This is a genomic window from Streptomyces sp. NPDC041814 (assembly GCF_055590565.1).
The window spans coordinates 183,322-202,277 of record NZ_JBVJAM010000001.1 but is presented as its reverse complement, the minus strand read 5'-3'; the positions used below and the strand labels follow the sequence as shown (position 1 = coordinate 202,277).

Annotated in this window: 18 protein-coding genes and 1 tRNA gene; 12 read left to right on the top strand and 7 right to left on the bottom strand. The window is 74.5% G+C overall.

The features are described 5' to 3' along the window. The first annotated feature begins 134 nt into the window (after nt 1-134). The 3 genes from ACZ6C6_RS00965 to ACZ6C6_RS00955 all read left to right on the top strand — a co-directional run bounded on the left by ACZ6C6_RS00965 (nt 135) and on the right by ACZ6C6_RS00955 (nt 2,212). On the top strand, nt 135-1,073 hold the full coding sequence (locus tag ACZ6C6_RS00965; protein ID WP_425814541.1) for a PAC2 family protein: 939 nt from the start codon (nt 135-137) through the stop codon (nt 1,071-1,073). Nucleotides 1,074-1,148: 75 nt separating this feature from the next. Further along, nucleotides 1,149-1,754, top strand: coding sequence for a dephospho-CoA kinase (gene coaE / locus ACZ6C6_RS00960; protein WP_469197788.1), 606 nt, complete (start codon nt 1,149-1,151; stop codon nt 1,752-1,754). A gap of 95 nt (nt 1,755-1,849) precedes the next feature. Further along, on the top strand, nt 1,850-2,212 hold the full coding sequence (locus ACZ6C6_RS00955; RefSeq protein WP_469197786.1) for a tetratricopeptide repeat protein: 363 nt from the start codon (nt 1,850-1,852) through the stop codon (nt 2,210-2,212). On the opposite strand, the gene ACZ6C6_RS00950 is transcribed toward ACZ6C6_RS00955, so the two are convergent. Beyond that, nucleotides 2,209-2,502, bottom strand: a complete 294-nt coding sequence (locus ACZ6C6_RS00950; RefSeq protein WP_469197784.1) for a DUF6343 family protein — start codon at nt 2,500-2,502, stop codon at nt 2,209-2,211. The two genes, ACZ6C6_RS00955 and ACZ6C6_RS00950, sit on opposite strands and share 4 nt — an antisense overlap. 78 nt (nt 2,503-2,580) lie before the next feature. Between ACZ6C6_RS00950 and ACZ6C6_RS00945 the strand changes: the two genes are divergently transcribed. Then, nucleotides 2,581-3,699 carry an ADP-ribosylglycohydrolase family protein gene (locus ACZ6C6_RS00945; protein ID WP_469199257.1) on the top strand — a complete coding sequence of 373 codons (1,119 nt, stop codon included), beginning with the start codon at nt 2,581-2,583 and terminating at the stop codon, nt 3,697-3,699. A gap of 21 nt (nt 3,700-3,720) precedes the next feature. Here ACZ6C6_RS00945 and ACZ6C6_RS00940 read toward each other — a convergent pair whose 3' ends face one another. The 3 genes from ACZ6C6_RS00940 to ACZ6C6_RS00930 are packed head-to-tail and all read right to left on the bottom strand — an operon-like array spanning nt 3,721 to nt 7,739. Further along, a complete protein-coding gene (locus ACZ6C6_RS00940) occupies nt 3,721-4,803 on the bottom strand; it encodes a tyrosine-protein phosphatase (RefSeq protein WP_469197782.1) in 1,083 nt (360 codons plus the stop codon). Nucleotides 4,804-4,841: 38 nt separating this feature from the next. Then, nucleotides 4,842-6,833, bottom strand: coding sequence for a hypothetical protein (locus ACZ6C6_RS00935; RefSeq protein ID WP_469197780.1), 1,992 nt, complete (start codon nt 6,831-6,833; stop codon nt 4,842-4,844). A 3-nt stretch (nt 6,834-6,836) separates the two neighbouring features. After that, complete coding sequence (locus tag ACZ6C6_RS00930) at nt 6,837-7,739, bottom strand: SGNH/GDSL hydrolase family protein (protein ID WP_469197778.1); 903 nt, start codon at nt 7,737-7,739, stop codon at nt 6,837-6,839. Between the two features lie 152 nt (nt 7,740-7,891). Here ACZ6C6_RS00930 and ACZ6C6_RS00925 point away from each other — a divergent pair, with 152 nt between their 5' ends. Next, nucleotides 7,892-9,196 (top strand): PucR family transcriptional regulator, encoded by a 1,305-nt coding sequence (locus tag ACZ6C6_RS00925; protein ID WP_469199255.1) that lies wholly within the window; start codon nt 7,892-7,894, stop codon nt 9,194-9,196. Then, nucleotides 9,174-9,869 (top strand): class I SAM-dependent methyltransferase, encoded by a 696-nt coding sequence (locus tag ACZ6C6_RS00920; RefSeq protein ID WP_469197776.1) that lies wholly within the window; start codon nt 9,174-9,176, stop codon nt 9,867-9,869. The genes ACZ6C6_RS00925 and ACZ6C6_RS00920 overlap by 23 nt, the downstream gene beginning before the upstream one ends. Nucleotides 9,870-9,872: 3 nt before the next feature. Here the strand turns inward: ACZ6C6_RS00920 and ACZ6C6_RS00915 are convergent, their stop codons facing one another. Then, nucleotides 9,873-10,220, bottom strand: coding sequence for a hypothetical protein (locus ACZ6C6_RS00915; protein WP_391261204.1), 348 nt, complete (start codon nt 10,218-10,220; stop codon nt 9,873-9,875). A 237-nt stretch (nt 10,221-10,457) separates the two neighbouring features. Here ACZ6C6_RS00915 and ACZ6C6_RS00910 point away from each other — a divergent pair, with 237 nt between their 5' ends. The 3 genes from ACZ6C6_RS00910 to ACZ6C6_RS00900 all read left to right on the top strand — a co-directional run bounded on the left by ACZ6C6_RS00910 (nt 10,458) and on the right by ACZ6C6_RS00900 (nt 15,772). After that, a complete protein-coding gene (locus ACZ6C6_RS00910; protein WP_469197775.1) occupies nt 10,458-11,399 on the top strand; it encodes a slipin family protein in 942 nt (313 codons plus the stop codon). Between the two features lie 174 nt (nt 11,400-11,573). Then, nucleotides 11,574-14,432 (top strand): DEAD/DEAH box helicase, encoded by a 2,859-nt coding sequence (locus tag ACZ6C6_RS00905; RefSeq protein ID WP_469197773.1) that lies wholly within the window; start codon nt 11,574-11,576, stop codon nt 14,430-14,432. Next, a complete protein-coding gene (locus tag ACZ6C6_RS00900) occupies nt 14,429-15,772 on the top strand; it encodes an SWIM zinc finger family protein (protein WP_469197771.1) in 1,344 nt (447 codons plus the stop codon). Before ACZ6C6_RS00905 ends, ACZ6C6_RS00900 begins: the two co-directional genes overlap by 4 nt. A gap of 12 nt (nt 15,773-15,784) precedes the next feature. Here ACZ6C6_RS00900 and ACZ6C6_RS00895 read toward each other — a convergent pair whose 3' ends face one another. Next, the gene (locus ACZ6C6_RS00895) at nt 15,785-16,375 is read right to left on the bottom strand and encodes a TetR/AcrR family transcriptional regulator (protein ID WP_469197769.1); all 591 of its coding nucleotides are present in this window, start codon (nt 16,373-16,375) and stop codon (nt 15,785-15,787) included. Nucleotides 16,376-16,463: 88 nt separating this feature from the next. On the opposite strand from ACZ6C6_RS00895, the gene ACZ6C6_RS00890 reads away from it, so the two are divergent. Then, the gene (locus ACZ6C6_RS00890; protein ID WP_469197767.1) at nt 16,464-17,009 is read left to right on the top strand and encodes an HXXEE domain-containing protein; all 546 of its coding nucleotides are present in this window, start codon (nt 16,464-16,466) and stop codon (nt 17,007-17,009) included. Between the two features lie 52 nt (nt 17,010-17,061). Here ACZ6C6_RS00890 and ACZ6C6_RS00885 read toward each other — a convergent pair whose 3' ends face one another. Beyond that, nucleotides 17,062-17,595 carry a DUF3574 domain-containing protein gene (locus ACZ6C6_RS00885; RefSeq protein ID WP_469197765.1) on the bottom strand — a complete coding sequence of 178 codons (534 nt, stop codon included), beginning with the start codon at nt 17,593-17,595 and terminating at the stop codon, nt 17,062-17,064. Nucleotides 17,596-17,799: 204 nt separating this feature from the next. Here ACZ6C6_RS00885 and ACZ6C6_RS00880 point away from each other — a divergent pair, with 204 nt between their 5' ends. Both ACZ6C6_RS00880 and ACZ6C6_RS00875 read left to right on the top strand, forming a co-directional pair. After that, entirely contained in the window at nt 17,800-18,531 is a 732-nt protein-coding gene (locus ACZ6C6_RS00880; protein WP_469197763.1) for a DUF7873 family protein, read from the top strand. Between the two features lie 33 nt (nt 18,532-18,564). Then, nucleotides 18,565-18,651, top strand: a tRNA-OTHER gene (locus tag ACZ6C6_RS00875). Nucleotides 18,652-18,956 lie beyond the last annotated feature (305 nt).

Here is an 18,956-nt window from a genome sequence, read left to right as displayed (position 1 = left end):
TAGGTAAGTGACCGTGAGGCCCGCTCCCTTCGGGGAGCGGGCCTCACGTGTTTCCGGAGTGAAAGAGCGTGTACGGGGAATGACCGGAGTACCCGGGGCGTTCTTCTCCAGGAACACAAGGAGGAGCGGTAACCGTGCCTGATCCGCAGAGTTTGTACGAATGGGAGCCGAAGGGCCTGGCTGTGGTCGACATGGCGCTCGCCCAGGAGTCGGCCGGCCTGGTCATGCTCTACCACTTCGAGGGCTACATCGACGCGGGTGAGACCGGCGAGCAGATCGTTGACGGCCTGCTCGAATCGCTGCCGCACCAGGTCGTGGCCCGCTTCGACCACGACCGCCTGATCGACTACCGCGCCCGGCGTCCGCTGCTGACGTTCAAGCGCGACCGCTGGGCGGCGTACGAGACACCCGCCCTGGAGGTCCGCGTCGTCCAGGACGCCACGGGCGCGCCGTTCCTGCTGCTGTCCGGGCCCGAGCCCGACGTGGAGTGGGAGAGGTTCGCCGCGGCCGTCGAGGAGGTGGTCGAGCGCCTCGGCGTCCGCCTCGCGGTCAACTTCCACGGCATCCCGATGGGCGTCCCGCACACCCGCCCGGTCGGCATCACCCCGCACGGCAACCGCACCGACCTCACGCCCGGCCACCGCAGCCCCTTCGAGGAGGCGCAGGTCCCCGGCTCCGCCGAGGCCCTGGTCGAGTACCGGCTGATGGAGGCGGGCCACGACGTGCTCGGCGTCGCCGCCCACGTGCCGCACTACGTCGCCCGCTCCGCCTACCCGGACGCGGCGCTCACCGCGCTGGAGGCGATCACGGCCGCGACCGGCCTGGTCCTGCCGTCCGTCGCACACGCCCTGCGCACCGAGGCGCACCGCACCCAGACGGAGATCGACCGCCAGATCGGCCAGGGCGACGAGGAACTGGTCTCGCTGGTCGAGGGCCTTGAGCACCAGTACGACGCGGTCGCGGGTGCGGAGACCCGGGGCAACCTGGTCGCCGAACCGGCGGACCTGCCGTCGGCGGACGAGATCGGCCTCGAATTCGAGAAGTTCCTCGCCGAGCGCGAGGGCGACATCTGACCGGCCCACCCCGTGCCCGTTGCCCGTCACCCCCGCCCGCGGGGGTGACGGGCAACGGGCACTAGGCTGCCGGGCATGCTGAAAGTGGGCCTGACCGGTGGCATCGGAGCCGGTAAGAGCGAAGTGTCCCGGCTGCTCGTCGGCCACGGTGCCGTCCTCATCGACTCGGACCGCATCGCCCGCGAGGTGGTCGAGCCCGGCACCCCCGGACTCGCCGCCGTGGCCGAGGAGTTCGGCCCCGGCATCCTGACCCCGGACGGCACCCTGGACCGGCCCGCGCTCGGCGCGATCGTCTTCGCCGACCCGGACCGCCTCGCCGCGCTCAACGCGATCGTCCACCCCTTGGTCCGCGACCGCTCCGCCGAACTGGAGAAGGCCGCCGGACCGGACTCCGTGGTCGTCCACGACGTCCCGCTCCTCACCGAGAACGGCCTCGCCCCCCTCTACGACCTGGTCATCGTCGTCGACGCCGCCCCGGAGACCCAGCTCGACCGGCTCGTCCGGCTGCGCGGCATGACCGAGGAGGACGCCCGCGCCCGGATGGCCGCCCAGGCCACCCGCGAGCAGCGGCGCGCCGTCGCCGACGTGGTCATCGACAACGACGGACCGGTGGAGGAGCTGCGGGCCCGGGTCCGCGAGGTCTGGGCGGAGCTGGCCCGGCGTGCGGCGGAGGCGGGCTGAGCCGGGGCCGTAGCGCACCCGCCGGTCCCGCCGCACCGGAATACCCGCAGCCGCCCCCGTGTTCACCCCGGGACGGACCAGGGAAGGATGCCACCGTGCCCGAGAGGACCCCGGAAACCGACGTCATCGACTTCCGCGCGGCCGAGCAGCTGCTCGCCGCGCGCGACCCCCGGGGCGCCGTGCGGCTGCTCGACTCGGTGATCGCCGCCCACCCGGAGAACACCGCCGCCCGCCTGCTGCGCGCCCGCGCCTTCTTCGCGGCGGCGCAGTTGCGCCCCGCCGAGCTGGAATTCGAGCTGGTGCTGGAGCGCGAACCGGACAACGCCTTCGCGCACTTCGCCCTCGCCCGCACCTTCGAGCGCTCCGGCCACCCCGAGCGCGCCACCCGCCACTTCCGCCTGGCGGCGGCGCTCGACCCGAACCCGGAGTATCTGCGCGCGGCCCGGTTCGAAAGCTAGGGCGTACCCGGCGGTGGGCCCTTGCCGCCGCGCGGGCCGTGGTCGGGGTCGTACGGGGGGATGGAGCGGCCCGGCTGGTAGTGCGGGCCCTGGCGCAGCCGGTGCGCGACCACGCACAGGTCCAGCAGGACCAGCACGAGCAGCACCCCGCAGACGGCGGCCCAGCCGGTGCGGCCGTTCACGGCGAAGGCCGTCACCCCGAAGACGGCCCAGGCCAGGCCCCATAGACTCAGCCAGAGCCGCATCCGCAGCGGGCTGCGGGCGGTCGTCGGTTCATTGCCGGTACGCATGGCATCGCCTCCCTACCAGCATGGACCCACGGCCGGGCAGGTGCGGCACGACGGTGCGGAAGGGCGGGGCCGACGGTGATCGGTACGACGACGGGGGCGGGGCTCACGGCCCGCCGGGCCAGGGTGCGCGGATGTCTGCTGGGCGGGGCGATCGGGGACGCCCTGGGCAACCCGGTCGAGTTCCTGTCGCTCGCGGGCATCCGGCGGGCGCACGGCGAGCAGGGCGTACGCGGCATGACACCGGACGACGAAGGGGTCGTCGGCCGGATCACGGACGACACCCAGATGACGCTGTTCACCGCCGAGGGGCTGATCCGGGCGCACTCGCGCGCCATGGCCAAGGGCATCGGCGGCGCCGAGACGGGCATCGTCAGGAACGCGTACCTGCGCTGGCTGGACACCCAGAACCACCCGAAGCCGCCCCACGCCCCGGAGGGGCACCCCGTCCGCAACGGATGGCTCCGGCAGCAGCCCTGGCTGTACGCCCAGCGGGCGCCCGGCAACGCCTGCCTGACCGGCCTCGCGGCCGGCCACATCCCGGACCCGGCGGGTCCGGTCGGTGAGCCCGGGCCGGTCAACACCGGGTCCAAGGGCTGCGGCACGGTCATGCGGTCCGCGCCCTTCGGCCTGACCGGCGAGGACCCCGCCACCGGCTTCGCGCTCGCCGCCCGGTGCGCGCAGATCACCCACGGCCACCCCACCGGCGCGTACGCGGCCGGGGCGCTCGCGGCGATCGTCGGGTATCTCCTGGAGGGCGACTCGCTGCCCGGTGCCGTGCTGCGGGCCATGGAACTGCTCGCCCGGCACCGGGGCCACGAGGAGACCACCGCCGCCCTGCGCGCGGCCGTCGACCTGGCCGCGCGGGGCGGGCCGAGCGCCGAGCGGGTGGAGTCCCTGGGCCAGGGCTGGGTGGCGGAAGAGGCGCTGGCTATCGCGGTGTACTGCGCCCTCGTCCTGCCGGAGCCCGGCCAGGTCGCCGAGGCCCTGCTGCTCTCCGTCAACCACTCCGGCGACAGCGACTCCACCGGCGCGGTCTGCGGCAACCTCCTCGGCGCCCACCACGGCGACACCCGCCTCCCTCCGCACTGGCTGGTGCGGACGGAGGGACGCGGGGTGATCGCCGAGGTGGCCGACGACCTGTGCCTGGAGTTCGAGCACGCCGTCGAGTGGCCGCAGGACCGCTACCCGGGCTGCTGAATCCCGGTCCGGGCCGGGCGGTCAGTCGGTCAGCAGCTTCGCCCGCAGCGCCGCCACGGTGGCCGCGTCGAGCTTCAGCCCCTCCCGTACGTACGCGTCGAAGTCGCCGTAGATCTGGTCCACCTCGGCGTACGCGGCGCGCAGCCAGCTCAGCTCCACGGCCTTCGGGTCGCCGGTGTACTGGTTGCTGGCCAGGAAGTCCGCCTCGACCGTGGCCCGGGGGACACCGAGCAGGGTGAGCAGGACGGCCGTGCCCCAGCCGGTGCGGTCCTTGCCCGCGCTGCAGTGGAAGACCGTGGCACCGGAGGTGTTCGTGGCGACGGCCGTGACGAGGTCGTGGAAGGCGTAGTCCGCGCCCACGAAGTTGACCATGAACGGGTAGCCGATGGACTGGCCGAGGTCCGACGAGCCGGAGAAGAGCCCGGCGGCGATGGCCTCCGCCAGGGTCATCAGGGCCGAGTCGTGGAAGCGGATGCCGTGGGCGAGCGAGACGACGTCCGCGACCTGGTAGCGCACCCCGGCGGGCAGCCGGTCCGGGGCGTCGTGGCGTTCCTGGGCGTTGCGCAGGTCCACGTCGAGCGTGAGCTGCTGGGAGACCAGCCGCTGCTGGTCGGCGTCGGTGAGGCCGCTCAGCTTGTTGGAGCGGTAGACCAGGCCCGGGCGCACCCAGCGCCCGTCCGTGGTGCGGTAGCCGCCGATGTCCCGGAAGTTCCGGGCGGAGGCCAGGCCGAGCGAGCGGTCGGCGACGACGAGCGGGCTGCCGCTGTCCGGGACCAGGCGGAAGTACCAGCGCCCGGCCTCCGGGAGTGTGCCCGGGGCGACGGTCAGCGAGCCGGTGCCGGGGGCCGTGCCGAGCACGGTGCCGGTGGTGGCGTCGGGCGAGGTGACGGCGGTGACGGTCACCGACCCGGCGGGCGAGGCCCAGGACAGGGTGTGGCCGCCGTCGGCGGTGCGGGTGGCGGTGGCCGCCGTGAACGGGACGGCGGACTGCGCGACGGCGGCCGGAGCGGTCGCGGGCGGCGCGGCGAGGGCGGCCGGGGCCATGACCGTACCGGTGAGAAGGGCGGTGGCGAGGACGGCTCCGGCGATGCGGTGCGTGCGCATGGTGCTCCTTGTCGTGGCCCTGCGGGGCAGGGGAGGCGTCAGGAGGTCGGTGTGGCGGTGCACGGGGTGGTGCCGCAGACATTGATGACCCGGCCGGTGGTCAGGAAGGTGGCCTTCTGCTGACGTGCGGCGGGCGAGTTGCGGGGATCTTCGTGCGGGTCGTGCCCGTACGCCGGTCCGGCGGGCGGGGTGTTGGTGACCGGGGGCGTGGGCGTACCGCTGTCCCAGACGGTCATCGCCGAGCCCCGGTACGGCCATGGGCGCGGGCCGATGCGCCGGATGCCCCAGTACGGGACGGCGTCCGGGCTGCGGCCCGGGGCGAGCGCGGGGGTGAGCAGCCGGGCTCCGATGGTGCGCGCCTCGACGTCGGCCGCCGCGTTGGCGACCTGGTGGTCGCCGTACGCGATGTGCATCAGGACCTGGTGGCGGTCGGTGAGGTGGTTGGCGTACGCGTTGGTCTCGCCCCGGTCCCAGACCATCTGGAAGAGCTGGAGGACCAGTTGCTGGTGCAGCTTGTCCGGGTAGGCGGCGTCCAGGACCTGCTGGAACGGGGCGAAGTCGGCGCTGCGGTTGAGGAGCAGGCCGTAGTTCATGCCGGTGACGCCGAGCACTCCGCGCCGGATGTCGGCGGAGGCGGCGACGAGCGCGCCGCCGAGGATGCCGCCCTGGCTGTTCCCGTCGTACGCGAGGCCGTGCCGGGTGTCCACGAGAGGGCGCCCGTCGGCGGTGCGGAACGCCGGGTCGGCGGTCAGCCCCTCGGCGTGGATCAGGGCGCGGCCGAGGAAGAGGGCGTTGAGCATGCCCTGTTCGCTGCGCTCGGGTACGGCGGGGAAGAGGCTCGAGTCGGCGAGCGCGGCCAGCACGACGGGGATGTCGTCCTTGGCCATCCCGATCCAGTCCGTGGCGCAGAACGTGAAGTCGTGCTCGGCGGCCATGTCCCTGACGTTGCCCGCGCCGACCTCGTTGCGTGAGCCCAGCAGCCCGTGCCCGTACAGCGAGGGGTGCGAGGGGCTGCGGAAGGCGGCGTGCGGGATCTCGCAGCGGAACGCGGCCGTCTGGGTGCTGCCTGGCAGTGCGCGCGGGGTGCCGTTCCGGTCGCGGTTCAGCAACGCGCCGGGTGGCCCGCCGGGTGCGTCCAGATAGCCCGGGACGGTGATCTCGCCGGTGACCTCGCGGGCGATCCGGGCGTCCTGCTCCTCGGTGAAATCGGTGACCCCGGTGACCGTGAAGGCGGGCGAGCGGTCGCCGAGCGCGCGGAACGCGTCGTCGCGGAGGGTGAACAGGTCGCCGGTGAGGCTGCGCGTGGAGGCGACCGTGAAGTCCCAGGCGAGGTTGAGCCCCTGGGTGCGGACGCCCGCCCGGCGCAACGCGGACAGCGCGGGCCGCAGCCGGTCCTGGCGGGCGCGCAGCGGATCGTGGGCGGGCAGCCGTTTCCCGGCGACGGCGGCGAAGGGGGCGGCGGCCGGAATCGTACGGCCCGACCCGTCCTTGAGGTGGCGCAGCGCCACGGCGTAGTGGTGGCCGTCGAGGAAGTTGCGGGCCGGGTGGATCAGGAGGGCCCGGCGCGCGGGGTCGGTGGCGTTGCTGTCGGGCTCCGCCCAGTACGGCCACCGCTCACCGGTGGTGGTGTCCAGCAGGACGACCGGCGCGTCCCGGTCCAGGGACCGGCCGATGTCGGTGAGCGGGGCGGCGCCGGTCTTCGTCAGGTCGAGGCCCGGCACCTGGGCGATCAGCGTGGAGCCGGGCGAGAAGCCGTCGGACCGGTTCCAGGCGGCCGGGTCGACGGCCCGCCCCGTCGCGGGCCGGGGCAGCATCGAGGCGTCGAAGGCCACCCGGCGGCCCGTGTCGGTGCGCGGGTCCGGCCGGGTGTACCAGTCGTCGGGGAACGGCAGCAGGCACTCGGCGGGTGCCAGCGGGTCGCAGCCCCGCGCCGGGGGAGGATCCGCCGGGGCCGCGTGGGCGGGCGGGGCGAGGAGCGCGGCGGCGCCGAGCGCCGCGGCGAGCAGTCCGCTGAGCATCCGCTGCCGCATGGGTCAGCTCCCCTGGAGGTGGGCGCCGATGATGCGCGCGTAGGCGGCCTCACCGCGCTGGTTCGGGTGCAGCGGGGCGGCCGAAGCGGTCGGCACGTATCCCTCGACCCACTTGTCGGACGGGGCCTGGCAGGCGTCGTGCCCCTTGCTCGGCGTGGCGACGTCGATGTACTCGGCGCCGTGCGCGGCGCTCTGCTCGGCGATCACCGCGTTCATCCGGTTCACGCTGCCCTGGAGGAAGTCCGCGTCGACCGGCAGCACGGGCTGCAACGGCCAGCAGCCGCCCGGCTTGATGTAGAGCCCGTACCCCGTCACGAGGACCCTGGCCTGCGGCGAGCGCTGGTGGATTCCGTCCAGTACGGCTCCGAGGCGCGGCGCGAACGCGTCGATCCGCTGCGCCACCTGGTCGACCCCGCCCTCGGTCAGCTTGTCCCTGCACGGCGTCGCGGTCGGGTCGAGCTGCATGCAGTCCTGTGCGATGCCGACGAGACCGGCGTCGTTGCCGCCGATGGTGAGGGTCACCAGGTCGGTGTCGGCGCGCAGCGCGTCGAACTGGGGCGCCGCCGAACCCATCGGCACGTCGAGCAGCGACAGCGACTGCTTCTCCGTCATGTGCTTGGACTGGGCCCCGCTGCATGTGACGTCGCGCAGCGAGGCGCCGATGCTCGCCGCCAGCTCGTGCGCGTAGTTGTGGGTGGAGCGGCCGCAGGCCAGCGGTCCCGTGATGCCCGGGATGAGCGGCCCGGAGGCCATGGAGTCGCCGAGGGCGACGTACTGCACGGGGTCGTCGGCGCTCGCCGCCCAGGCGCCGGACGCGGTGGTGCCGACAGCCAGGGAGGCCAGGGCGACCGCGGTGGCGGCGCCTCCGACCGTACGACAGAACGTTTTGTTCCGGGACGAGTTCATGACGACCTCCGGTGCGCGATGAGTGGGGGGCATGGCGGGTGTCGCCGGTCATCATGCAGACTCGAAGGCCGTCGTTTAACTGGTGGGTAACGCAGACTTCGCCGGGGGCTTTTGTGACGCGTGACAATGAACGGGCCGCGGACCAGCGGCCGTTGGCCATCGCCGGACGCCCCGTGGCGGTACGGCTGCGGGCCCGCGTCCCCGCCCTGACCACCCGGGTGGTCGCCCGTCTTCTCAGTGACCTCCCGGTCTACGCGGAGCTGCCGCACGAGGAGATCGCGGGCGACATCGCGGACATCGTCCAGCACAACCTGCGGCTCTTCGCGGACGTCCTCGAACACCGCAGGGCCGCCACCGACGGCGAACTCGCCCAGCAGCGGGACTCGGCGGCCCAGCGCGCCGAGGAGGGCGTGCCGCTGGACGCGATCCTCACCGCCTACCAGGTGGGTGTCGCGATGTGCTGGGAGGAGACCGCGCAGGACGCCGGGCCGGGGGACCTGCCCGCCGTGCTGGAGATCATGGACCGCATCCTCGTCCTCCAGCAGCAGCTGACCTCCGCGGTGAGCGGCGCCTATCTGGAGGCCCGGCAGATCCTGGACAGCCAGGAGCACGGCGGCCGGCACGCGCTGATGGCCGCGCTGCTGACCGGAGAGGACCTGGACGGTTTCACCCGTCGCACCGGCCTGCGCCCGGCCGCCCGCTATCTGGCGATGACGCTCGCGCTGGCCCCGCACCCGGACGAGGCGGGTGCGGGGCTGCCGCAGGGGGCCGGTTCCGCCGCCGGTTCCGGGGCGGGCGCGAGCGTGGCCGCCCGGCGGAAGATACGGCGCATCCGGACGGCCCTCGACCGGTTCGCCGGGACGCCCGCGCTGACCGCGCTGGACGCGTCCGGCGGCACCGTGCTGCTGCCCGTCGCGGAGCCGCCGCGGTGGGACGGGCCCGGTGGGCTGCGCGAACTGATCGCCGAGGCGACCCGGGCGGCGGGGGTCCCCGTCACGGCCGCCGCCGAGACCGCCTCACCGGACGGGGTGCCGGCGGCGGTGGCCCGCAACGCCGAGATCGTGGACCTGGTGGCCCGCACCGGCCGGGCCCCCGGCCTCTACCGGCTGTCCGACGTGCTCCTGGAGTACCAGCTGAGCCGGCCCAGCGAGGCGCTGCGCGGGCTCGCGGGGCTGCTGAGCCCGCTGGACGCCAAGCCGGAGCTGCTGCACACGCTGGAGACGTACCTCGGACACGGCCTCGACCGCCGGGCCGCGGCGGCCGCGCTGCACGTCCATCCCAACACCGTCGACTACCGCATCCGCCGCATCGACCGCCTCACCGGCCTCTCCCCGGCCCGCCCCGCCGACCTCCAGCACCTGAGCGCCGCCCTCGTCGCGCGCCGTTCGGTCCGGGGGCCGGGAACGACCGCCCCGGCGCGGTCGTTCGGCGGGTATGAGCGGACAACTGGTGCGTGAGGGCCACTCAGGGACCGGGCCGGGCGCGATCACCCCGGACGGCTGCGCGGTCGAGCTGTACACCCGGCTGGCCGTGGGCGACGAGCCGGACGTGATCGAGGCGGCCGTCCCCGCCGGCGCCCACATCCTCGAACTGGGCTGCGGGGTGGGCAGGGTGACGCACCCCCTGGTCGAGCGCGGCTTCCGGATCACCGCCGTGGACGAGTCGCCGCAGATGCTGGAGCGGGTGCGCGGGGCGCGGACGGTGTGCGCCCCGATCGAGTCCCTGGACCTCGGCGACGAGACCTTCGACGTCGTCGTGCTCGCGTCGTTCCTGGTGCACGCGGGCGACCCCGGGGTGCGCGACGGGCTGTTGCGGACCTGCCGCCGGTACGTGCGCGACGGGGGCGTGGTGCTCCTCCAGCGGGAGGGCGCCGACTATCACGACGGGCTCCCGCGCGTGCGCGTCCACCCCGCGGGCTACACCGTGCGCATCGTCTCCTCGGTGCCGGCCGGCGACGGGGCGCGTTCGGTGCGCGCGGAGTACGAGTTCCCGGACGCCCGGTGGACGCAGACCTTCCGGTCCCGTCCGCTGACGAAGGAGGAGTTCGAAGGGCACCTTGCGAGGGCGGGCCTGAGAGTGGACCGCTGTCTCACGGACGACGGGGTCTGGGTGCGGGCGGTGCCCGTGTAGCGGTCAGTGGATGGTGCTGAAGCTGCGCCAGGGGCGGGCGTTCGGCGCGTTGACGTCCGAGAAGGTGGTCGCGAGGTACGTGGTGCCCGGGCCGGTGCAGTTGGGCGTCCGGTACAGCACGATGTCGACCAGGGTCTCGTTGGCCACCTCTTTCGCGCCGGCCGGGGCGAGCCGGTGGCAGCCCTTGACCGAGGGGCTGTTCACCTCGATCACCGCGTCCCGCTCGGTGGTGTAGATGACGGGGCCGACCGCGGTCCGGCCGAGGCCCGAACAGCCTGCGACGGTGAGGGTCAGGAACACGGCCTGGGCGGCGATGCCGAGCCGGCGGCGTCGGCGGTCGATCACGGGCATGGGCGGATCCTCGTCTGTCTCGTCACCACGCACACCGCGGGTGTACGTGCCGGTGCCGCTCACCCTGCCCGCATCCCCGGGCCCCGGCATCCGGGGAGCGGCCGGGCGGGGGAGCACGGCACCACCGGGCACCCCCGCAGGGGCTCGCCCCAAAGCGGAACCGGGCATACCGTGGTACTAGCGCACGAAGAGGTGCGGCGCCGATCGCCGGGTTCCTCCGGCTGGCAGGGGGCCGTCATGGTCCAGGCACTCGTGATCGCGGTGGTCGCGGCAGTGGCGCTGGGCGCCCTGTACCTGGCGGCGGCCGCCAGGGTCGTCAGGCAGTACGAACGGGGCGTGGTCCTCAGACTGGGCCGGCTCCGCGACGAGGTGCGCCCGCCGGGGTTCACGATGGTGCTGCCGGGCTTCGACCGGCTGCGCAAGGTCAACATGCAGATCGTGACCATGCCCGTGCCGGCCCAGGACGGGATCACCCGGGACAACGTCACGGTCCGGGTGGACGCCGTCATCTACTTCAAGGTGGTCGACCCGGCGAGCGCCGTCGTGGAGGTCGAGGACTACCGCTTCGCGGTCTCGCAGATGGCGCAGACGTCCCTGCGTTCCATCATCGGCAAGAGCGATCTGGACGACCTCCTCTCCAACCGGGAGAAGCTGAACCAGGGCCTGGAGCTGATGATCGACAGCCCCGCGGTCGGCTGGGGCGTGCAGATCGACCGCGTCGAGATCAAGGACGTCTCCCTGCCGGAGACCATGAAGCGCTCCATGGCCCGCCAGGCCGAGGCCGACCGTGAGCGGCGCGCCCGGGTCATCAACGCCGACGCGGAACTCCAGGCATCCAAGAAGCTGGCCGAGGCGGCCTCCGAGATGTCCGCCCAGCCGGCCGCGCTCCAGCTGCGACTGCTCCAGACCGTGGTGGCCGTGGCGGCCGAGAAGAACTCCACGCTGGTGCTGCCGTTCCCGGTGGAGCTGCTGAGGTTTCTGGAACGCGCCCAGCAGGGGGCGCCTCCGGCGCCCGCGCCCGAGGCCGTGCAGGCGCCGGACTCCGGCCCGCCCGCCCCGGACGTCATGCGGCCCACGGACTCCCGCGCGCCGGATACGCGCCTGGCCGCTCCCTCCGAGGATCCCCGCACACCGGACCCGCGCCCGGCCGCCTCCTCGAAGCCGTACGCCCACCACTGACCGCTCCGCGCGGCCGCTCTCCGGCCGCCGTCCGCCCCGTACGAGCTGCGGGAACGGCGGCGGCCGGGCCTCGCCGGAGTCCGTTGTCAGAGCCCCCGCCTAGACTCGCGGAGCAGTGGGACCAGTACGGGGATCCGTGCTGACCAGGGACGAAGGGCGCGAGGGGAGGGACCGATGAGCACCGCACCACCGCGGGACGCGGACGACAGCCGTCTGCTGCGCTGCGCCGCCGTCTTCCTGCCCGGTACGCCGCCGCGCCGGGGCCGCGTCGCCTTCTGGGACCCGCTCGACGCCCCGCTCCCCGAGACCGAGGGCGCCCGGAGCGAGGAGATCACCGTCGTCCGGCCGCACGGCGCCGGGAACGAGGTCCGCACGCAGGCCGTGCCCGCGCTCCTGCTCACCGTCGCCGACGCCCTGCCCCTGCTCGCCCGCGCCCGCCACCTGCGCTCCGCCCACCCGGCCACCCGCGCCTGGGGCGCCGCCGCCCTGCACGCGCTGCACCTGGTGGCCGGCGGCCGGATGCTCCCCGGGCTGACCGCCGACGACCACGACGCCTGGCGGGCCGGCCCGCGCGACGCCGGTGACGTCGCCCACCTGCGCGCGGTGGCCGCCGCCCTGCCCTGGGAGGGGCACGCCGTCCCGCTGCCCGGCCCGCCCCAGCCCCGGCTGCCCGACCCCGAGGCGCTGACCGGCGCCTTCCTCGACGCCGTCGCCGACACGCTGCCCCGGACGCCCGCCGCCGCGTTCGCCGTGGGCGCCCCCTTCGCGGCGGCCGAGCCCCAGCACCTGCCCGGGGCCCGGGAATGGGCCGTCGAGGTCGCCTCGGGCCTGGACGCCGGGGTCCGGGTGTCGCTCCGCCTGGACCTCTCCGCGTACGAACTCTTCGACGCGAACGGCCCCGACGGGGCGGCGGGCACCCCGGACCGGCACGCCGCGGCCGCCGTCACCCAGGTGCACAGCCTCGCCGACCCCACCTACGTGGTCGACGCCGCCGCCCTCTGGGCCGGTGAGGCGGGCGAGCCCTTCGGCCCCCGGGCCCGGGTCGACACCGCGCTCGCCCTGCGGCGCGCCGCCCGCGTCTGGCCCCCGCTCGAAAGGCTCCTGGACCAGCCGGTCCCCGATGTGCTGGCCCTCGGCGAGGACGAGCTGTACGAACTGCTGGGCGTCGCCGGGAGCCGCCTCGCCGCTGCCGGGGTGAGCGTCCACTGGCCCAGGGAGCTGGCCCGCAGCCTCACCGCCGCGGCCGTGGTCAGGCCCGCGCCCGGGACGGCCACCGACGGCACCGCCTTCTTCGACGCCGAACAGCTCTTCGCGTTCGACTGGCAGCTCTCGCTCGGCGACGAGCGGCTGACCGAGGCCGAGATGGACGTGCTCGCCGAGGCCCACCGCCCCGTGGTGCGGCTGCGGGACCAGTGGGTCGTCGTGGACCCGGCGCTGGTCCGCAAGGCCCGCAAGCGGGAGCTGGGCCTGCTCGACCCGGTGGACGCCCTGGCCGTCGCCCTGACCGGCAGCGCCGAGGTGGACGGCGAGCAGGTCGAGGCGGTCCCCGCCGGAGCGCTCGCGGAGCTGCGCAACCGCCTCCTCACCGACGACGCCCCGCTCGCCCCGCCGCCAGGACTCCACGCCACGCTCCGGGACTACCAGCTGCGCGGGCTGGCCTGGCTGGACCGGATGACCTCGCTCGGCCTCGGCGGCTGCCTCGCCGACGACATGGGCCTCGGCAAGACGATCACCCTGATCGCCCTCCACCTCCACCGCGCCCACCCCGCGCCCACCCTGGTCGTCTGCCCCGCCTCCCTGCTGGGCAACTGGCACCGCGAGATCAACCGCTTCGCCCCCGGCGTCCCCGTGCGCAGATTCCACGGCGCCGGCCGCACCCTCGCAGGAGCGGACCGGGGCTTCGTCCTCACGACGTACGGCACGATGCGCTCCAGCGCCGCCGAGCTCGCCGCCCACGGCTGGGGCCTGGTCGTCGCCGACGAGGCGCAGCACGTCAAGAACCCCCACTCCTCCACCGCGAAGGCCCTGCGCACCATCCCGTCCCCGGCGCGTGTCGCCCTCACCGGCACCCCCGTGGAGAACAACCTCTCCGAGCTGTGGGCGCTGCTCGACTGGACCACGCCCGGACTGCTCGGCCCGCTCAAGGCGTTCCGGGCCCGCCACGCCCGGATCGTGGAGAACACCGGCACGGCGGCCGGCCTCGGCAACGACGAGGCGGTGGAGCGGCTGTCCCGGCTCGTCCGGCCGTTCCTGCTGCGCCGCAAGAAGTCCGACCCCGGGATCGCGCCCGAGCTGCCGCCCAAGACGGAGACCGACCACCCCGTCTTCCTCACCCGCGAGCAGGCCACGCTGTACGAGGCCACGGTGCGCGAGACCATGGCGCACATCGAGGCGTCCGAGGGCATCGCCCGGCGCGGCCTGATCATGAAGCTGCTGGCCTCGCTCAAGCAGATCTGCAACCACCCCGCGCAGTATCTGAAGGAGGACGCCGCCCGGCTCACCGGCCGCTCCGGGAAGCTCGCCCTCCTGGACGAACTGCTCGACACCATCCTCGCCGAGGACGGCTCCGTGCTCGTGTTCACGCAGTACGTGACGATGGCCCGGCTGCTGTCCGCCCATCTGACCGCCCGCGCGATCCCCTCCCAGCTCCTGCACGGCGGTACGCCGGTGGCCGAGCGGGAACGGATGGTGGACCGCTTCCAGTCCGGCGAGGTCCCGGTCTTCCTGCTCTCCCTGAAGGCGGCGGGCACCGGGCTCAACCTCACCCGGGCCGCCCACGTCGTCCACTACGACCGCTGGTGGAACCCGGCGGTCGAGGAGCAGGCCACGGACCGGGCCTACCGCATCGGCCAGACCCAGCCCGTCCAGGTGCACCGGCTGATCGCCGAGGGCACGGTGGAGGACCGGATCGGCGAGATGCTGCTCGCCAAGCGGGCGCTGGCCGACGCCGTCCTCGGCAGCGGCGAGAGCGCGCTCACCGAGCTGAGCGACCGCGACCTGGCCGACCTCGTCTCCCTCCGGAGGCCGTCATGAGCCCCGCCCCCCGCGGCCCCGGCGCCCCCCGCCCCACCACCGGACCGCTCGCCGCCCGCCGCGACACCCGCCCCGGCGCCCGCTCCCGCCCCGGCCCCGACGACCTGCGGCGCACCTTCGAAGCCGTCCCGGCGCGCACGTCCGGGGAGGGCGAGCCGTTCGCGGAGAGCTGGTGGGGCCGGTCCTGGGTGGCGGCGCTCGAAGCCCTGTCGATGGACGGCCCGCGCCTCGCCCGGGGCCGGGACTACGCGGACGGCGGCCACGTCGCCGCGATCACCGTCACACCGGGGCACGTCGTCGCCTATGTGCACGGCAGCCGTCCCCGCCCGTATCGCGCGGAGCTCCGGCTGCGTACGTTCTCCGACCCCGACTGGGACACCCTGCTCGACGCGGTCGCCGCCCGGCCCGGCCACCTCGCCTCGCTGCTCGCCAAGGAGATGCCGCACTCGCTGGCCGACACGGCGACCGACGCGGGTATGACCCTGCTGCCCGCCCCGGGCGACCTCGACCCCGCCTGCACCTGCCCCGACCGGGGCCGCCCCTGCAAGCACGTCGCGGCCCTCAGCTACCAGATGGCCCTCCTGCTCGACACCGACCCGTTCGTCCTGCTCCTGCTGCGCGGCCGGGGCGAGCGCGAGCTGCTGGAGGAGCTGGCCCGGCGCAACGCCGCGCACTCCGCCCGCGAGCGGCCCCCCGCCCCCGACACCCCGTCGGTCCCCGCCGAAGAGGCGCTGGCCGACCGCTTCCTCCCGCCGCTGCCCGCGCCGTTCCCCGTCGACCCGCACCCGGGCCGCCCGCCTGCCTACCCCGTCCTTCCGGGCGCCCGCGACCCGCTCGCCCTGGACCAGCTCGCGACCGACGCGGCGGCCCGCGCCCACGCCCTGCTGACCACCGGCCACGACCCGCTCGCCGGGCTCACCACCTGGCAGGACGCCGTCCGCCTCGCCGCGGCCGGACCCACTGCCGGTCTCACCGCGACGACCCGCGCCCTCTACCGGGAGCTGGCCTCCGCCACCGGCCGCAACACCACGGAACTGGCCCGCGCCGTGGCCGCCTGGCGGCAGGGCGAGGCCGAGGGCCTCGCGGTCCTGGAGACCCCGTGGGACCCGCCGGCCGGGCCGTTCGACCGTGCCCGCCCGGCCCTGGCCGCCGCCGGCTTCCCCCGCTTCCAGCCCTGGCGCAACCACCTCACGCACCCCGGCGGCGCCCTTCAGCTCCGCTTCGGCCGCGACGGCCGCTGGTACGGCTACGAGTCGGACCCGGGCCAGGACGAGTGGTGGCCGCGCGCCGCCCCGGACCACGACCCGGTCGGCGCGCTCCTGGAGCTCACCGGCGGCTGAGGGGGCCGCCGCTCAACCTCCGCACCCGGCCGGCAGCACCGCGTCGACCACGGCGGCGGCGAACCCGGCCGGCACGGGCTCGTTCCGGAGCGCCGCCCGCACCCACACGGCCCCGGTGATCAGGTCGAGCAGCAGCTTGGGGTCGGCCCCCGGAGGCAGCTCCCCGCGTGCGGCGGCCCGTTCGAACACCGGCTGCTCGCGCGCGAACCGGTCGGCGAAGAAATCCCGGGCCAGCGCGCCGAGGTCGTCGTCGGCGGGTCCCGTCCCCGAGGCCAGGGCCCGCACGACCGCCCGCGTCCGTACGCCGGTGACCAGGGCGGCCACCTGCTCCGTGAGGGCGATCAGGTCCCCGCGCAGCGAACCGGTGTCGGGGACGTCGATGTCCAGCACCGGGGCCCGGAGCAGCGCCGCCCGCAGCAGCGCCGCCTTCGACGGCCACCAGCGGTAGATCGTCGTCTTGTTGACCCCCGCCTCCTGGGCGACGGCCTCGATGGCGAGCCCCGCGTACCCGCGCTCGGCGAGCAGCCGCAGTGTGGCGTCGAAGATCGCCTCGGCGGCGCGGGGGCCCTTCCCGGGGCGGGGGTGCGGGGCAGGGGTGGGCATGGCGGCTCCGGAAAAAAGTGCAACGCAACGTTGCGTTGCATTATAGGCTGAGACCGGTCACCGGAACACGACACACAGGGGGACGCTCATGAAGGACGACCGGGACTCCGGGGTTTCCGCAGCCGTGACCTGGGGGCTGCTGGCCGCCTGGGCGGTCAACGACCTGGAGGAGATCGCCACCATGGCGGGCTGGCACCGGACCGCGCGGCCGCGGCTGAAGAAGCGCCTGCCGTGGGTGCCCGACCGGGTATGGGACCGGGCGGAGCTCTCGCAGCGCGAGGTGAACGCGGCCATCGGCCTGATGGGCGTGCTCATCGCGGCGGCCGCCGCCGACGGGGCGCGCACGGGCGGCCGCAGCCCGTTCTTCCGTACCGTCCTGGCCGGATTCGGGCTCCACGGGGTGGTGCACCTGGCCCAGTCGGCGGCGTACGGGGGCTACACCCCGGGCGTGGCCACCTCGCCGACCGTCGTCATCCCGTACTCGCTCTGGGCGCTGCGCCGTCTGCGCGCGGCGGGCATCCCGGTCGGCGGCGCCCGCGACGCGGCGCTCGGGCTGGCGCTCCTCCCGGCCGCCGTGGCGGGCGCGCACGCGGCGGCCAGGGTGCTGGCCCGGCCCCGTGCGGCCGGCGCGTGACGTGACCGGGCCGGCCCGGCCCCCGTACACCCTGCGCGGGAGCGCGCCGCCCTCAGAAGTCCGCCGTCAGCCGCTCCTCCAGCCGGCCCACCGAGTCCTGGGCGTACGCCTTCTCGTACGCGTCGCGGATGCGCTCGATCTGGCGGCCGCGCAGCCGGGCCTCGGAGGCCGGGTAGAGCAGGGTCAGCTCGTAGCTGCGCTCGCGCTCGATGACGCCGTGGGAGTCGCGCCACTGCCCCCGGCCGTCCTGGATGGTCAGCCCGTTGGGGAAGCGCGGGGTGACCTCCTCGTCGATGAACGCGAGGAACTGCCGGTCGGTCACCACCGGGCCGCCGTCCGGGCGTTCGGTGCCGAAGAGCAGCCGGGTCTCGATGTAGTCCTTCCCCCGTACGGCCTCCGCCACCGCCGGGCGGGGCTCCGGCGAGGCACCCGAGCCGAGGGTGGCGTACGCGACGGGCGTGCCTACCGCCAGGACGGCGAGCCCCGCCGCGGCGGCGACGAGTGCGGCCCGCCTGCGCGGGCGGTGAGGGTCATCGGGGGTACCGGCCGGGTCGCTCGCGGCGGCCGTGCGGGACAGGAGAGGCATGGGGGAGCCCTTCGATCCGGAGACGGGGGAGGCGCAATCGCGCGGGCCTCACTGTCGCAAGCGGGCCCCGGCGGAGGGCGGCGGAAGCCGGGCGTCACCCGGAAACCACCCGATCGGGCGGGCGCGCACCGGCGCGCGGAAGGGCGCCGGCCGTACCGGAAAACCCTTGGCCCAGGTGTCGTTGGCGCTGCTAGCTTCCTGGACGTGGCGAAACTCAATCAGATCATCGCAGTGGAGAAGGGCGTCAAGTCCAAGGCACACCAGGACCTGACGGCGGCCCATCACGGCCTTCAGAAGGCCGGACTCCTGGCCGGGATCTCCCGGACCTACCAGCCGAAGGACGAGGAGGGCGAGCAGCTGCCGCCCGAGTCGACGCCGGTGCAGGTCAAGGCCGAGGACGTGCTGCGGGAGACCGCGAAGACGCTCACCCGACTCTTCGACGTGACCGCCACGAAGGACTGGGCGAACTGCGAGGCCCGCGCCGACGTGACCGTCGACGGCCGCGTCCTCGTGAGTGGCGTACCGGTGTCCTACCTGCTCTTCCTGGAGAAGCAGCTCGTCGACGTCAACACCTTCGTCCGCAAGCTGCCGGTGCTCGACGCCTCCGAGGCGTGGGCCCAGGACCCGTCCACCGACGCCTGGAAGACCGAGCCGGTCCGCACCCTGCGCACCAAGAAGGTGCCCCGCAACCACGTGAAGGCGGAGGCCACCGAGAAGCACCCGGCGCAGGTCGAGGTGTACTACGAGGATGTGCCGATCGGCTACTGGACGACCGTGAAGTTCTCCGGGGCGCTGCCCGCGCGCCGGGTCAACGAACTGCTCGACCGGGTCGAGAAGCTCCAGCAGGCCGTCAAGTTCGCCCGCGAGGAGGCCAACGGCGTGGACGTCACGGACCGGAGGGTGGGTGACGCCGTCTTCGGTTACCTCTTCGGGTGACCGACCATGGATCCCCCGGCGGCGGTCGAAGCCGTCGGGGTGCGCGAGGAGCGCAAAGCTGAAACTGAAGTTTGTCGTGACGAAGCGGTTCCGGTGGAGGTTCGAGTCCTCCCCCCGGCACTTCCGCGCTCAGCGCGGATGCGGGCCGGGGTGGCCCAACTGGCAGAGGCAGACCGTGATCAATCTCAGACTCTCGCTCCAGGCTCAGCATGCGCCGCCTATCGCCGGATCAAACGGGCCCGTGCCCGTGGGCGTCGAGATGCCGGTTCGACTCCGGCCCGTGGAGCTTCGGTCCGCGGTCGTCTAAAGGCAGGACGCGACGACATAAAACTGATACGGGACCTTAAACGTGCCGGCGTGCGATGCAGGCGGCAATCACAGGGCTCGGGGGCCGGCTACGCCCCCGGGCCCGCTCCTCATTCGGC

What these genes read in the sequence shown, in the direction of transcription:
- ACZ6C6_RS00940 (WP_469197782.1), bottom strand. Translation starts at nt 4,803, where the DNA reads ATGCGCACGCACCGCATCGCCGGAGCCGTCCTCGCCACCGCCCTTCTC.
- ACZ6C6_RS00905 (WP_469197773.1), top strand. Translation starts at nt 11,574, where the DNA reads ATGAGCACCGCACCACCGCGGGACGCGGACGACAGCCGTCTGCTGCGC.
- ACZ6C6_RS00935 (WP_469197780.1), bottom strand. Translation starts at nt 6,833, where the DNA reads ATGCGGCAGCGGATGCTCAGCGGACTGCTCGCCGCGGCGCTCGGCGCC.
- ACZ6C6_RS00950 (WP_469197784.1), bottom strand. Translation starts at nt 2,502, where the DNA reads ATGCGTACCGGCAATGAACCGACGACCGCCCGCAGCCCGCTGCGGATG.
- ACZ6C6_RS00910 (WP_469197775.1), top strand. Translation starts at nt 10,458, where the DNA reads ATGGTCCAGGCACTCGTGATCGCGGTGGTCGCGGCAGTGGCGCTGGGC.
- ACZ6C6_RS00930 (WP_469197778.1), bottom strand. Translation starts at nt 7,739, where the DNA reads ATGAACTCGTCCCGGAACAAAACGTTCTGTCGTACGGTCGGAGGCGCC.
- ACZ6C6_RS00890 (WP_469197767.1), top strand. Translation starts at nt 16,464, where the DNA reads ATGAAGGACGACCGGGACTCCGGGGTTTCCGCAGCCGTGACCTGGGGG.
- coaE (WP_469197788.1), top strand. Translation starts at nt 1,149, where the DNA reads ATGCTGAAAGTGGGCCTGACCGGTGGCATCGGAGCCGGTAAGAGCGAA.
- ACZ6C6_RS00900 (WP_469197771.1), top strand. Translation starts at nt 14,429, where the DNA reads ATGAGCCCCGCCCCCCGCGGCCCCGGCGCCCCCCGCCCCACCACCGGA.
- ACZ6C6_RS00920 (WP_469197776.1), top strand. Translation starts at nt 9,174, where the DNA reads ATGAGCGGACAACTGGTGCGTGAGGGCCACTCAGGGACCGGGCCGGGC.
- ACZ6C6_RS00915 (WP_391261204.1), bottom strand. Translation starts at nt 10,220, where the DNA reads ATGCCCGTGATCGACCGCCGACGCCGCCGGCTCGGCATCGCCGCCCAG.
- ACZ6C6_RS00895 (WP_469197769.1), bottom strand. Translation starts at nt 16,375, where the DNA reads ATGCCCACCCCTGCCCCGCACCCCCGCCCCGGGAAGGGCCCCCGCGCC.
- ACZ6C6_RS00885 (WP_469197765.1), bottom strand. Translation starts at nt 17,595, where the DNA reads ATGCCTCTCCTGTCCCGCACGGCCGCCGCGAGCGACCCGGCCGGTACC.